Here is a 12,820-nt window from a genome sequence, read left to right on the forward strand (position 1 = left end):
CGGGTCAATTTCGGCAAATGTCTTGCCGTTGTCAACGACCGCGCGGTGCGGCGTGTCTACGCCACTGCCTGCTGCTGCTCGGCGACGGCGCTGCCGATGAAGTCGGCGATGTGGGACAGGGTGGGGTAGTCGAAGATCATCGTCGGGTCCACGTCGATGTCGAAATGCAGCTCGACGTCCCCGACCAGGCTGATCGCATGCACCGAGTCGACGCCCATCTCGGCGAGCGGAACCATCGGGCTGATGGTGGTTGCCGGCACCTCCAGATAGGACGCGAGGCGAGCGGTGAGCCAGTGCAGGATCGGGCGGCGGTTCGTGGTCATCTCGGACTCCTCAGGTCGTCTGCGTGGGCGTGAGGTCAATGGTCTTCGCGCGGCGCCGCGTGCGTAATCGCGCGAAAGCCAGAGTTCCGTCCTCGACGGGAAGGCTTTCCTAGCCGTCGGGTAAGGCATCCGATCCGGAGGTTTCTTCGGGTCCGCGCACCGTGCCGCCGACCTGACACTTAATATTCATCGGGTGTTCATCGGCGACGCGCGACGACTGCGGTTGCCGGTGCAGTCGGCGCGCACCTGGGCGTTCATCGCCGTCGCGGCGGTCGCGCTGTTGCTGATCGGGTTGCAGGTCGCCGCGGTGGCCGTCGGATTCCAGGGTCCGCTGCACAGCTTGATCAGCGACTATGTCGCCACCCCGAAGTCCGTCACGGTGGGCTGGGTCGCCATCGGTGTGGCGATCGTCGGGTTGTCAAACCGCAACCGGATCCTGGTGCTGTCGCTGGCCGCGGCGCTCGACGTGGTGTTCGCGCTGGAACGGGTGCTGCGCGGCGGTGTGCTCACGGTGGGCAACGGACCGATCATCGTGCTCACCGGGCTGGCCGTGGTGGCGCTGCGGAGTTTCCGCGGCGTCGAACGCGACAACGCTTTGCGCGGTATCGCCTTCGGCGCCCTGCTCGTTCTGGCCACGAAAGCCGGCGACGCCTGGTTGAGCATCACGGCGGCGCTCCGGCCGGCGGTGCTCGACGAGTACGCCCTGATGGCCGATCACGCACTCGGTCAACCGTCGTGGCTGATGGGCCAGGTCGTCGAGGCGGGCGGCCCGGTCCTCACCGCGGTACTGCACTGGGTGTACATCGAGTTGCCCTTCGCGGCGATGATCGTCGCGCTCTATCAGCTGCGCAACGTCCGCACCGGCGTGTGGCCGCGGCACTTCATGATCCGGACCTTCCTGGTGCTCGGCCTGATCGGGCCGGCCATCTACGTGCTGTTCCCCATCGTGGGACCGGAGTTCGCGTTCGGCAGCTCGGGTAACGGCTTCCAGCTCGGCGACTACTGGCCGCACGCGCTGCCGCCAGTCCTCACGCCGGAGGCGTTCGCGTTCGACGGCTCCACTCCGCGCAACTGCATGCCGTCGATGCACACGGCATGGGCGCTGGCGGTCTTCATCCACTCCCGTGGCGGACCGCGGTGGCTGCGGTGGGGCGGCACGTTCTGGCTGGTGTGCACCGTCTCGGCGACGCTCGGCTTCGGCTACCACTACGGCGTCGACCTCGTCGCGGGCGCGGTGTTGTGCCTGACCGTCGAGTCGGCGTTGCGCGAACCGGTTCCGGACCGGCCACGGATGCGTGTGCAGTTGGTCGCGTCCGGGGCGGCGTTCCTGGCGGTGCTGTTGGTGTGCTGCCGCTACTTCGCCGAGGAGATGGCGCGCTATCCGATGCTGTTCGGACCACTCGTCATCGGGGCCCTCGTGGGATTCGGCATCGCGTTCTACGCGACCTTCTTCGCCCGGCGGGCCGGCGCCGATGCCACGGTCCTGCAGGCGTCGGCGACCCTCTGACGGGACCGGTTCTCGCCGCCTATTTCGGCGGTGGCGGTGGCGGTGGCGGGGGAGGTGGCGGCTGGTTGGTGGGCATGAAGCCGTACTCGTACTCGTATTCGGCCGCGCGGCGCCTGACGGTCATCCGTGCGCTGCTCGTGCCATCGGAGTGGTGTGCCGCGTCGTCCTCGGCGCCCGCGGCCGGTGCGGCCGTGGCCGGTGTCGTCGGTCCCAGTGCGGCAACGGCCACGAGGGTCGCGGCGACGATCGTGCCTGCCCGTATGGATGTCGTGAGGTGGAGGATCATCCGACAAATGATCCTGTTCCCGCAGTGGGCGCGTAATCGCCGGCAGGGTGGGTTTCTCCGACGGAACGACAGGTTCTCCTGTCTCCCCGGTAAGCACCGGTGACGCGTGCCGACTACACCGGGATCAGCCTGATCGGTAGCCGCTCGTGGCGCCGGATGATGTTGTTCACCGCCCACACGGGTTCGCCGGTGACCTGGATGCGGTCCACCCGCTGCAGCAGCGCGCGCAGCATGGCGGTGGTCTCCAGTCGGGCCAGGCCCTGGCCCGCGCAGGCGTGGGCGCCGTTGCCGAAGCCGACGTGCCGACCGGCGTCGCGGCGGATGTCGAATGCGTCCGGAGCGTCCCACTCCTGCTCGTCGCGGTTGGCCGACGCGTACATCACCAGCACCCGCGCACCCGCGGGGATCGCGGTCCCCGCGATCTCGGTGTCGACCTGCACCCGCCGGGCGAACGCGCGCAGCGGCGACTCGTAGCGCACCACCTCGTTGACGGCCCCGGGGATCAGCGACGGGTCCGCCTTGAGCAGCCGCCACTGTTCGGGGTGGGTGGCCAGCAGGTACAGCGCGTTGGAGATCGCGCTGATCGTGGTGTCCAGCGACGGCGCGATGTAGTCGACCAGCAGCGCCGGGCACTCGGCGTGGGACAGCAGGCCCTCGTCGGCGGCGCGCAGCAGCTCGTCGGCCATGCTGCCGTCGAGAACCGTGCGGTGGCGCACCACCCGCCGGGCGAACCGCAGCATCTGCACCGTGCGCGGAACCGCCCTGCACGCCTGCCAATTGACGGGACCCAGCACGTCGAAGGTCGCGCCGCCCCAGGCGATGAGGTGCGCCCGCTGATCACGCGGCCAGCCCACGAGGTCGGGGACCACCGCCAACGGCAGCGTCGACGCCAGCTCGACGGCGTCTACCGAGCCGCGGGCCACCGCGCGGTCCACCACAGCCTCGGCCTGCCGGTCCACCTGGTCGCCGATGTCGCGCAGCGCCCGAGGCATCAACCGGTGTGCGACCAATTTTCGCCGCCGAGCGTGCTCCTCGCCGTCGCTGGCCAGCGTGGTGCCCTTCGACAGCCGATTGCTCAGCGGGTTGAGCGCCACCGCGCGGTCGGATACGAACAGGCCGTCGTCGCGCAGCGTCGCCTTGCACTCCGCGTACCGGGGCAGCGCGTACACCCGGTGGCGGGCCGACCAGACCACAGGGCCCAGCGCGCGCATCCGCCGGTAGTGCGGGTACGGGTCGACGATCGCGCTCCTGGTGTAGAGGCTGGGCCGGTAGACGGCAGTTCGGCTCATCGGGGTCGTCCCGCCGTGGCGCGAAGGGCGGGCAGTGTTCGGCACAGCGCCGCGGCGTCGCGCCCGGCGCGCATCACGGTGCGGTCCGGTCGGACGAGGGCGACCGTGGCGTGGCCGCGGCGCAGCCACTCGGCGAGCTCGCCGCGCGGTTCGGCGACGTGCACGACGGCACCGGACCGTTCGGCGAGGGTGACGGTGGCCCCGTCCAGCGGTGTCGCGCAGACGACGGCGAAGCCGGTCCCGAGCACAGTGTCGAGCCGGTGAGCGCCCGCGACAACGGGATTCGGGCACAGCCGGCCCGCGAGACCGCCGACGTTGCGGCGCACCAGCGGCGACCGGCGCAGCCGCGGGGTCCGCGAGTCGAGCAGCCTGGCTCCGAACGCCGGAATGAGATGCAACCGTGGCACCACGGCCCGGCGCACCAGGCTGCCCAGTTCGCCGCCCGCGGTCATCGCGCGGCCGACGTTGAGCGCCAAACCGATCATGTGCCGGGCGTGGGGTTTACGCTCCTTCTCGTAGGTGTCGAGCACGCCCGGCGGCAACCCGTCGGACAGCACGCCGGCCAGCTTCCACGCCAGGTTCATCGCATCACGCAGGCCCGCTCCGAGACCCTGGCCGACGAAGGGCGGCGTCAGGTGGGCGGCGTCGCCGAGCAGGAACGCGTTGCCGCGACGCCACCGGTCGGCGATCTGGGCCCGGAACGTGTACTCGGTGACGCGCAGGACGTCGAGTTCGTGGTCGGGCACGCCCGCGGTCCAGGGCTCGATCAGCGGGCGCAGCGCGGTGAGTGACTGGTAGTCGGCCGCGGATTCGCCTGTGCGCAAGCGGAACTCCCAGCGGTAGCGGGTGTCGCCGATCCGCATGTAGGTGGCGGCGCGATGTGGGTCGCACACCTGGTGCACGCCCTCCCACTGCCGCAGGTCCGCCGCAGTGGCGACGTCGACCACCAGCCAGCGTTGCTCGAACTTCAGGTCCCGCATCGCGGAGCCGATCGCCGTGCGCACCAGGCTGTTCGCGCCGTCGCAGCCCAGCACGTAGTCGGCGGTGATCACGTGCCTGCGTCCGTCGGCGCAGTCGACCGCGGTGATGCGGGCGGGTCCGACCGTCCCGGCGACGACCTCGACGACCTCGACGCCGCCCAGCAGCCGCGCGCGGGGTTGGCGCGCCAGGTTGGCCCGCAATAGTGCCTCCAGCTCGGGCTGGTCGAACATGTTCGCCTGCGGAAAGCCGTTGGGGCTGTGGCCCGGGTCGCGCCGGAACTCGGCGAGCACGGTGAGATCGCGGTCGAGCAGCCGCAGCCCGAGACCGGGCCGGGAGACGGACATGAATTCGTCGGCGACACCGAGCCGGGCGATGATCCGGCACACCTCGTCGTCGAGGTGGACGGCGCGGGGCTGCGGGTAGACGCCGGCCCACCTGTCCAGCACCAGCACCTCGATGCCGTACTGCGCCAGCAGCGTGGCCGCGGCGACGCCGGTGGGGCCGGCGCCGACCACCGCGACCGGGACGTGCGTCACGCGAATCTCACCCGCATCCGCTGCGTGGAGAGGTCGACGGCGCCGTCATCGGTGGCGACCGAGGCCTCGACGACGTCGCCGTCGCGCAGGTACTTCGGGTTGGCGGCCTGGCGTTTGAAGAAGGCCTTCCACTTGACCGCGGGCGGCAGCAGGTTGCCGATGATCTCGATCGGCTTCGGCGGAGCGCTCAACGCGGTGCCTGCCGGAGTGCCGGTCAGGACGAGGTCACCGGCGGCCAGGTCCTGGAAGCGGGTGAGTGACTGCAGCGCCTGCAGCGGGCGGAAGAGCATGTCCCCCTCGACGAGCGCGTTCTGCCGCTCCTCGCCGTTGACCGACAGCCGTAGCCGCAGATCGCCGAAGCGCTTCAGTTCGTCGGCGTCGACGAGGACGAGTTCGGGGCCGACGGGGGTGAACGTCGGGTAGGACTTGGCCTCGTAGAACTGGGTCTGTGGCAGCTGGATGTCGCGGGCGGAGACGTCGTTGGTGATCACCAGTCCGGCGATGGCGCCGGGCAGGTCGGCCTCGGTCAGCCGGGTGCCGACGGGGATGTCGCGTCCGATCACGAGGCCGATCTCCACCTCGTAGTCCAGGAAGCGGACATGCGACGGCCTCACGATGTCGGCGAAGGGGCCGCTGATCGAGGCCGACGATTTGCGGAAGAAGGTGAGCGGCACCGTCTTCGGATCCATGCCCGAGTCCTTGACGTGGGATTCGAAGTTGGTCATCTGTGCCACCACCCGGCACGGCGCGGTGACAGGGGAGACCAGCTCGAGGTCGGTGAGCGGGACGGAATCACCCGCGGCAGCGGCGTCGACGGCGGCCCGGTCGGCGAGCAGTTCGGCCGTCGACCCGGCGGTGGTGTCGATGCGCGCGGCGCCGGATGCGGTCTTCACCCACCAGGCGTCAGCGGTGCGCAGCACGGAAGTGGTCATGAGGTGGCAACTTTCAGTAGGCCGATCAGGCGGTGGATGTCGAACTCGTTGCGGTCGCGCAGGGCGGTGATCATCGACGTGGCTTCGTGCCGCGCGGATCTCGGGGTGGTGCCGAGGAAGTCGCGACTCACCGGCGGGCCCCACTGGGACAGCCCGGATGCGGTGAACGGGGCCCAGCCGGGTTCGAGGGTGTCGTCGAACATGTCGCCGTCGGCGAAGTGCTCGACGAGGAAGCCGTCGGGATCGCGCCAGTAGTCGAACAATTGACTGCCCTGGATGTGGCGGCCGATGCCCCAGGACCGGACATAGCCGCGCTCGCTGAGGTATTCGCCGCCCGCGGCGAGCGCGTCGAGGTCACTGACCTGGAAGGCGGAGTGCACGTACCGGTTCGCCGGTCCCAGCGCGAGCGCCAGGGTGTGGTGGTCGGCCGGTGTCGCGCCGCGGTCACAGCGGATGAAGCTCATCGTCGGCCCGCGGTCACGCTGGCCGGGGAAGAACAGGAAGTCGCTGACGATCATCCCGAGGTTGTCGAGGTACCAGTTCAGCGTCTGCAGGTAGCGCGTCGACTGCAGCACCACATGCCCCAGTCTCTGAACCCGGGCGGGCACCCGCGGCGGGCGTTGCGTCGCGTTCACCCGGTGCACGTCCCGGCCGACGTTGAGGGCCAGTGGCGGCTGCGTCGGCAGGGTGGGCAGCTCGTGCATGCCTGCGACGACCTTGACCGGCATGCCGCTGGGGTCGACGAGCTCGACGGCGATGCCGCCGACCGACTCGGGGAGCGGCCGGACGGGGCTCCCGGCCGCGTCGGCGAGCCGGAGCACGTCGACCTCGTCGGCGGCCCGCAGCGCGAGGCCGGCGAACCGGGTGCGTTCGCCGTGGCGGATCAGCACACACGGTGCACCGGGGTCGGTGCCACGCAGCTCTAACCGGTCGGGGTCGCGCAGAGCCGTCTGGAATCCGAACACGCGGGCGAACGCCTCGGCCCGGGTGAGGTCGGGCTTCTCGAACTCGAGCCACGCGATGTCGGCCACCTTGATGACCGGATTGCGGGCGCGGCCGGAGTGCTCGCCGCGTCGTGCGCCGTCCTCGCTGTGCAGCTCTTTGTGCACGTCAGCCGGGCGATTGAGCTTCAGCGCCATGCGACCTCCTCATCTAGTGACGAAATCGTCACATACGACGTAACACTCAGTCAAGGCTGATTGACGAAATCATCAAGTCTGACTGAGGCTGCTATGGTGAGGCGGTCGCAGGAGGGCGGAGGGTTCATGTCGAGTCAGTCCGAGACCCCGGTGAGCCGTTCAGAGCGCCGCAAACAGCGCACCCGCGCCGCACTCGTTGCCGCCGCACAGGCCTTCATCGCCGCCGGCAGGCTGAACGCGCCGGTACTGGAGATCACCCAGGCCGCCGACGTCGGGATGGGCTCGTTCTACAACCACTTCGACAGCAAGGAACAGCTGTTCGAGGCCGCCGTCACCGAGGTGCTCGACGCGCACGGCGCCCTGCTCGACGAGTACACCGCGTCGATCGACGATCCCGCGGAGACGTTCGCGGCGTGTTTCCGGCTGACGGGCCGGCTGTTCCGGGCGTCGCCGCAGGAGAGTCAGGTCCTGCTCGCCAACGGGATGTCGTTGCTCAGTTCGGAGCGCGGACTGGCCCCGCGGGCGTTGCGCGACATCCGTGCCGGGGTCGCGGCAGGCCGGTTCCGGGTCGAGGATCCCGAATTGGCGCTGGCCGTCGCCGGTGGTGCATTGCTGGGGCTCGGGAATCTACTGCGGGCTCAACCCGACCGCGACGACGCCGCGGCCACCGACATCGTCACCCGCGACGTGCTGCGGCTGTTCGGGATGACGGACGAGCAGGCGCGAGAGGTGTGCGAGCGCCCCCTACCGGGGATTCCGGCGCTGCAGCGCTCCGACTCGGTCGCCTAGCTCAGTAGAACGAGGGGTTGAAGTCGTGGCGCCAGCGGCCGTCGATGCAGCTCAGCGGGAGGCCGTCGGGGGACTGCGCGACGCCGTTCTCGCCCTCGCACGACGAGCTGTTGGTGCGGACGCCGACCAGCGGCCCGGACGCCCGCCAGGTGTTCGGGGTGCCGCACCTCAGCGTGTTGCCCGAGGCGTCGAGGCCGTAGACCCAGCGGGTGCCGCCGTTGCACGGGCCGCCGAGTTCGACGCCGCGGTTGACGTAGGAGACGCAGCCGGCGCCGTCACAGGTGGTGCTCGGCGGCGCCGCGACGGCGGTCGCAGCGGGCACGGCGATCAGTCCGCCGGCCAATGCCAGCGCGGCCAGAATCTTCATGCGCATCAGACTAGGCCCTCGGGTCGTGCCATTCGACGGGTTCTGCCGGTCTCGACGGACGCAAACGGCGGCGCCCCGATCGGGGACGCCGCCGCTTCGCCGTGGCTGGGATCTACGGGCAGGTGACGCTCAACTCGAACGGCTTGGTGATCTGGCCCGCCATCGGGTTGGCCATGTCGACGCCGGTCGCGTTGCCCTTGATCGTGTAGGTCTTGTCGTCCTTCTCGACCTCGGCATTGCCCTGGCCGGTGCCCTCCTGATAGGCCAGCGTCACGCCGTTGACGTTGCCGAGGCCGACCGACTTGACGACGGGGTCGTCGCCCTCGCTGATCACCGCGCCGATGCCGCCGGTGGCCTGGCCGAAGCCGATGTTCAGGTTGCCGCCCATCGAGGTGCAGGCGACCGTGCCCTGCAGTTGCTGCTCCTGGCCGTCGACCGTCAGCTTCGTCTCACCGGTGCCCGACGAGCTCGATGCCGACTGCGTGGCGGAGCTGTCCTTGGAATCCGACGAACAGCCCGACAGGCCGGCGATGACCAACGCCGCGCCTCCCACAGCGATCACAAAACCGCGATTCACAACGATCTCCTTTTGTTGTGCGGCCCGTCGACGCCGGACCATCCACAGCAGTATTGCCCTGACCCACCGCTGTGGTGCGTGTTTGTTCCAAATTCGCCGTGCCCGCGACGGTTGCCGGTAACTTCGCCGTCATGCAGACCTTGCGTACGCCCGACGAGCGGTTCACCGAGCTGCCGGAATTCGGTTATCCGCCACGGTATTGCGAGGTCGACGACGCCGAGGGCGGACGGCTGCGGGTGGCCTGGATCGAAGACGGTCCGGCACAGGCCGATCCGGTGCTCCTGCTGCACGGCGAACCGTCGTGGTCCTTTCTGTACCGGCGGATGATCCCGATCCTGGTGGCGGCCGGGCATCGGGTCGTCTGCCCGGATCTGGTCGGATTCGGCCGCTCCGACAAGCCCACCCGCATCGAGGACCACAGCTACGCCCGCCACGTCGAGTGGATGCGTGCGGTCGCCTTCGACGAGCTCGACCTGCGGCGCGTGACGCTCGTCGGCCAGGACTGGGGCGGGCTCATCGGCCTGCGGCTGGCCGCCGAACACCCGGATCGCTTCGGGCACATCGTCGTCGCCAACACCGGGTTGCCCACCGGCGATGTCCCGATGCCCGACATCTGGTGGCGCTTCCGCGAGGCGATCCAGGGCCTGGACACCATCGACGTCGGGCGATTCGTCCAGTCCGGATGTGTGCGGCCGATGGACGACGCCGTACGGCTCGCCTACGACGCACCGTTCCCGGACGACTCCTATTGCGCGGGACCGCGTGCCATGCCCGCACTGGTGCCGACCACCCCCGACGATCCCGCGTCGGAGGCCAACCGGGCGGCGTGGAACACCCTGCGCGACAGCGAGACCCCGATGCTGGTGGCGTTCAGTGACAGCGACCCGATCACCGGCGCGATGGGCCCGATCCTGCGGGAGCAGATGCGCGGCGCCCAGGGGGTCGACCACCCCACCATCCGCGACGCAGGCCACTTCCTGCAGGAGGACGCCGGTGAGGAACTGGCCGAGGCGATCGTCCGGTTCCTCGGGACCGGCTAGGGGCAGGTCGCCGTGACCTCGAACGGCATGTCCACCGGGACGTCCGGATTCGCCGGATCGGTGCCCATGCCGGTGCCCGTCACGGTGTAGCCGGTGCCGTCGTCGCGGGTGACCTCGGCGGGCGTCGCCGCCACGCCCTGCAGGTACGCCAGGGCCGCGCCGCCGGATCCCACCTCGCCGATGTTCACCGACTCCACCACGCCTCCGTCCACCACGACGGTCGTCTTCTTCTCGCCGTCGAGGGTGATCGTCGCGCGCGCGCCGTCGACCGTGCACTGCACGCCGGTGACCGCGCCGACGTCGTTCCCGCCCATCACCACCGTGCCCTGACCGGTCGGGTCCTGGGACGAGCAGCCGGCCAGTCCGGCGGCCAGGGCCGCGCAGCAGGCGATGAGAGCGAGTCGGGTGTTCACGAGCACCGAGTATGGGGGCCGGTGGGGTCCCGCCGTAAATCTGCAGGCCGCCGCCGGTGTTGAATACCTGACGTGGACGAGCGGCTCTTCACGGTCGAGGCGGAACTGCCGGGGCAGTTCGGCCGTGCCGGTGTCATCCACACCCCGCACGGCGAGATCCGGACGCCGGCCTTCATCGCGGTGGGCACCCAGGCCACCGTCAAGTCGGTGCTGCCGGAGTCGATGAAACAGCTTGGCGCACAAGCCGTGCTCGCCAACGCCTACCACCTGTACCTGCAGCCCGGGCCCGACGTCGTCGATGCGGCGGGCGGGCTCGGCGCGTTCATGAACTGGCCGGGACCGACCTTCACCGACAGTGGCGGGTTTCAGGTGATGTCGCTGGGCGTCGGATTCAAGAAGGTGCTGGCGATGGACGCCAGCCGGGTGCAGGCCGACGACGTCATCGCCGATGGCAAGCAGCGGTTGGCGCACGTGGACGACGACGGTGTGACGTTCCGGTCGCACCTCAACGGGTCCATCCACCGGTTCACCCCGGAGGTGTCCATCGGCATCCAGCAGAAGCTGGGCGCCGACATCATCTTCGCCTTCGACGAGCTGACGACCCTGGTGAACACCCGGGCCTATCAGGAACAGTCCGTGGAGCGCACACACGCGTGGGCGGTGCGCTGCCTCGCCGAGCACCACCGGCTCGCCGCGGCCGATCCGCAGCGCCCTCGCCAGGCGCTGTTCGGCGTGGTGCAGGGCGCACAGTACGAGGACCTGCGGCGGCGGGCGGCGCGCGGGCTGGCCGAGATCGGCAGGGGCTCCGGCCCCGCCGAAGGCCTGAGCTTCGACGGCTACGGGATCGGTGGCGCGCTGGAGAAGCAGAACCTCGCGACCATCGTCGGCTGGGTCAGCAGTGAGCTGCCCGCCGACAAGCCGCGGCACCTGCTCGGCATCAGCGAGCCCGACGACCTGTTCGCCGCGGTCGCCGCCGGCGCCGACACGTTCGACTGCGTGTCGCCGTCACGGGTGGCCCGCAACGCCGCGGTGTACTCGGAGGGCGGCCGGTACAACGTCACGGGGTCGCGCTACCGCCGCGACTTCACGCCACTGGACGACGAGTGCGACTGCTACACCTGCGCGCACTACACCCGGGCGTACGTGCATCACCTGTTCAAGGCCAAGGAGATGCTGTCGGCGACGCTGTGCACGATCCACAACGAACGCTTCATCGTCCGCCTGGTCGACCGGATCCGCGCGGCGATCATCGCCGGTGAGTACGACGAACTGCGCGAGCACGTGCTCGGGAGGTACTACTCGCGCTGAGACGACCCGCGACGTAATCCGTCGCCGTTCTGCGATAGGGCGACGGATCCATCGTCGGAAGACGCTAAGCTCGCCGAAATCCGCACCCGTTGGGTACGGTCGTGCCCATGCGGATTCTTCTTGTCGGTGCCGGCGGTGTCGGTGCGGCGTTCTGTTCGATCGCCGTGCGGCGGGACTTCTTCGAGCAGATCGTCGTCTGCGACTACAACGAGGCCAGTGCGCAGCGCGCCGTCGCGGCCGTCGGCGATCCTCGGTTCACCGCCGCCCGGGTCGACGCCACCTCGGCCGACGCGGTCGCCGAACTGGTTCGCGAGCACCGCATCACCCACGTGATGAATGCGGTCGACCCGCGGTTCGTGATGCCGATCTTCACCGGCGCCCTCGCCGGCGGCGCCGACTACCTCGACATGGCGATGAGCCTGTCCCAGCGGCACCCCGATCAGCCCTACCAGCTCACCGGCGTCAAGCTGGGCGACGAGCAGTTCGCCGTGGAGCAGGACTGGGCGGCGGCAGGCCGGCTGGCGCTGGTGGGCATCGGTGTCGAGCCCGGGCTCTCCGACGTCTTCGCGCGCTACGCCTCCGACCACCTGTTCTCCGAGATCGACGAACTCGGCACCCGCGACGGCGCCAACCTGACCGTCGAGGGCTACGAGTTCGCCCCGTCGTTCTCCATCTGGACCACGATCGAGGAGTGCCTCAACCCGCCGGTGATCTGGGAGGCCGATCGCGGCTGGTTCGTCACCGAACCGTTCAGCGAGCCCGAGGTGTTCGACTTCCCGGACGGCATCGGACCCGTCGAGTGCGTCAACGTCGAGCACGAAGAGGTGCTGCTGATGCCGCGCTGGGTCAAGTGCAAGCGCGCCACGTTCAAGTACGGCCTCGGCACCGAGTTCATCGACATGCTCAAGGCGCTGCACAAGCTGGGCCTCGACCGCACCGAGACGGTGTCGGTGGGCAGTGCGAACGGCCCCGTCGAGGTCAGCCCGCGCGACGTCGTCGCCGCCTGCCTGCCCAACCCGGCGACCCTCGGCCCGAAGATGAAGGGCAAGACCTGCGCGGGGCTGTGGGTGACGGGCACCGGTAAGGACGGCAAACCGCGCTCGACGTACCTGTACCACGTGGTGGACAACGAGTGGACGATGGCCGAGTATGGCCATCAGTGCGTGGTGTGGCAGACCGCCATCAATCCCGTTGTCGCACTGGAACTCCTGGCCAGCGGCGCCTGGAGCGGGCGCGGCGTGCTCGGGCCGGAGGCGTTCGACGCGCAGCCGTTCCTCGATCTGCTCAACGATTACGGCTCACCCTGGGGTGTCAAGGAGCTGTAGTTTCGGCG

14 protein-coding genes are annotated in these 12,820 nt (G+C 69.7%); 5 read left to right on the top strand and 9 right to left on the bottom strand.

Features of this window, described 5'->3' with window-relative positions; translation table 11 throughout:
• Positions 1-56 precede the first annotated feature (56 nt).
• Entirely contained in the window at positions 57-323 is a 267-nt protein-coding gene (locus AB0K11_RS24030; protein ID WP_364982905.1) for an acyl carrier protein, read from the bottom strand.
• Between the two features lie 217 nt (positions 324-540).
• Here AB0K11_RS24030 and AB0K11_RS24035 point away from each other — a divergent pair, with 217 nt between their 5' ends.
• A complete protein-coding gene (locus tag AB0K11_RS24035; RefSeq protein ID WP_364983170.1) occupies positions 541-1,830 on the top strand; it encodes a DUF5933 domain-containing protein in 1,290 nt (429 codons plus the stop codon).
• Positions 1,831-1,849: 19 nt separating this feature from the next.
• Here AB0K11_RS24035 and AB0K11_RS24040 read toward each other — a convergent pair whose 3' ends face one another.
• From AB0K11_RS24040 to AB0K11_RS24060, 5 genes are all read right to left on the bottom strand, one after another.
• A complete protein-coding gene (locus tag AB0K11_RS24040; protein ID WP_364982908.1) occupies positions 1,850-2,116 on the bottom strand; it encodes a hypothetical protein in 267 nt (88 codons plus the stop codon).
• A 113-nt stretch (positions 2,117-2,229) separates the two neighbouring features.
• Positions 2,230-3,405, bottom strand: a complete 1,176-nt coding sequence (locus AB0K11_RS24045; RefSeq protein ID WP_364982911.1) for a cytochrome P450 — start codon at positions 3,403-3,405, stop codon at positions 2,230-2,232.
• Positions 3,402-4,922: a bifunctional 3-(3-hydroxy-phenyl)propionate/3-hydroxycinnamic acid hydroxylase gene (locus tag AB0K11_RS24050; RefSeq protein ID WP_364982914.1), complete on the bottom strand. Its 1,521-nt coding sequence runs from the start codon at positions 4,920-4,922 to the stop codon at positions 3,402-3,404. The genes AB0K11_RS24045 and AB0K11_RS24050 overlap by 4 nt, the downstream gene beginning before the upstream one ends.
• Entirely contained in the window at positions 4,919-5,854 is a 936-nt protein-coding gene (locus AB0K11_RS24055) for a fumarylacetoacetate hydrolase family protein (RefSeq protein ID WP_364982917.1), read from the bottom strand. The genes AB0K11_RS24050 and AB0K11_RS24055 overlap by 4 nt, the downstream gene beginning before the upstream one ends.
• Positions 5,851-6,993 carry a VOC family protein gene (locus AB0K11_RS24060; protein ID WP_364982920.1) on the bottom strand — a complete coding sequence of 381 codons (1,143 nt, stop codon included), beginning with the start codon at positions 6,991-6,993 and terminating at the stop codon, positions 5,851-5,853. Before AB0K11_RS24060 ends, AB0K11_RS24055 begins: the two co-directional genes overlap by 4 nt.
• A 126-nt stretch (positions 6,994-7,119) precedes the next feature.
• Here AB0K11_RS24060 and AB0K11_RS24065 point away from each other — a divergent pair, with 126 nt between their 5' ends.
• Positions 7,120-7,782, top strand: a complete 663-nt coding sequence (locus AB0K11_RS24065; RefSeq protein WP_364982923.1) for a TetR/AcrR family transcriptional regulator — start codon at positions 7,120-7,122, stop codon at positions 7,780-7,782.
• A 1-nt stretch (position 7,783) separates the two neighbouring features.
• On the opposite strand, the gene AB0K11_RS24070 is transcribed toward AB0K11_RS24065, so the two are convergent.
• Both AB0K11_RS24070 and AB0K11_RS24075 read right to left on the bottom strand, forming a co-directional pair.
• Positions 7,784-8,149, bottom strand: coding sequence for a hypothetical protein (locus AB0K11_RS24070; RefSeq protein WP_364982926.1), 366 nt, complete (start codon positions 8,147-8,149; stop codon positions 7,784-7,786).
• Between the two features lie 112 nt (positions 8,150-8,261).
• Complete coding sequence (locus AB0K11_RS24075) at positions 8,262-8,726, bottom strand: lipoprotein LpqH (RefSeq protein ID WP_364982929.1); 465 nt, start codon at positions 8,724-8,726, stop codon at positions 8,262-8,264.
• A gap of 131 nt (positions 8,727-8,857) precedes the next feature.
• Here AB0K11_RS24075 and AB0K11_RS24080 point away from each other — a divergent pair, with 131 nt between their 5' ends.
• Positions 8,858-9,766, top strand: coding sequence for a haloalkane dehalogenase (locus AB0K11_RS24080; RefSeq protein ID WP_364982932.1), 909 nt, complete (start codon positions 8,858-8,860; stop codon positions 9,764-9,766).
• Here the strand turns inward: AB0K11_RS24080 and AB0K11_RS24085 are convergent.
• Entirely contained in the window at positions 9,763-10,179 is a 417-nt protein-coding gene (locus AB0K11_RS24085; protein WP_364982935.1) for a lipoprotein LpqH, read from the bottom strand. The genes AB0K11_RS24080 and AB0K11_RS24085 overlap by 4 nt on opposite strands.
• 72 nt (positions 10,180-10,251) lie before the next feature.
• Here AB0K11_RS24085 and tgt point away from each other — a divergent pair, with 72 nt between their 5' ends.
• Positions 10,252-11,487 carry a tRNA guanosine(34) transglycosylase Tgt gene (tgt, locus tag AB0K11_RS24090; protein WP_364982938.1) on the top strand — a complete coding sequence of 412 codons (1,236 nt, stop codon included), beginning with the start codon at positions 10,252-10,254 and terminating at the stop codon, positions 11,485-11,487.
• Between the two features lie 107 nt (positions 11,488-11,594).
• Entirely contained in the window at positions 11,595-12,812 is a 1,218-nt protein-coding gene (locus AB0K11_RS24095) for a saccharopine dehydrogenase C-terminal domain-containing protein (RefSeq protein ID WP_364982941.1), read from the top strand.
• The last annotated feature ends 8 nt before the right edge of the window (positions 12,813-12,820 follow it).

It is taken from the genome of Mycobacterium sp. NPDC050551, assembly GCF_040674075.1.
GTDB lineage: Bacteria > Actinomycetota > Actinomycetes > Mycobacteriales > Mycobacteriaceae > Mycobacterium.

Bases quoted from the DNA above. Each gene is read 5' to 3' on its own strand.
- AB0K11_RS24030 (WP_364982905.1), bottom strand. From the start codon at position 323: ATGACCACGAACCGCCGCCCGATCCTGCACTGGCTCACCGCTCGCCTC.
- AB0K11_RS24040 (WP_364982908.1), bottom strand. From the start codon at position 2,116: ATGATCCTCCACCTCACGACATCCATACGGGCAGGCACGATCGTCGCC.
- AB0K11_RS24045 (WP_364982911.1), bottom strand. From the start codon at position 3,405: ATGAGCCGAACTGCCGTCTACCGGCCCAGCCTCTACACCAGGAGCGCG.
- AB0K11_RS24055 (WP_364982917.1), bottom strand. From the start codon at position 5,854: ATGACCACTTCCGTGCTGCGCACCGCTGACGCCTGGTGGGTGAAGACC.
- AB0K11_RS24060 (WP_364982920.1), bottom strand. From the start codon at position 6,993: ATGGCGCTGAAGCTCAATCGCCCGGCTGACGTGCACAAAGAGCTGCAC.
- AB0K11_RS24065 (WP_364982923.1), top strand. From the start codon at position 7,120: ATGTCGAGTCAGTCCGAGACCCCGGTGAGCCGTTCAGAGCGCCGCAAA.
- AB0K11_RS24070 (WP_364982926.1), bottom strand. From the start codon at position 8,149: ATGAAGATTCTGGCCGCGCTGGCATTGGCCGGCGGACTGATCGCCGTG.
- AB0K11_RS24080 (WP_364982932.1), top strand. From the start codon at position 8,858: ATGCAGACCTTGCGTACGCCCGACGAGCGGTTCACCGAGCTGCCGGAA.
- AB0K11_RS24095 (WP_364982941.1), top strand. From the start codon at position 11,595: ATGCGGATTCTTCTTGTCGGTGCCGGCGGTGTCGGTGCGGCGTTCTGT.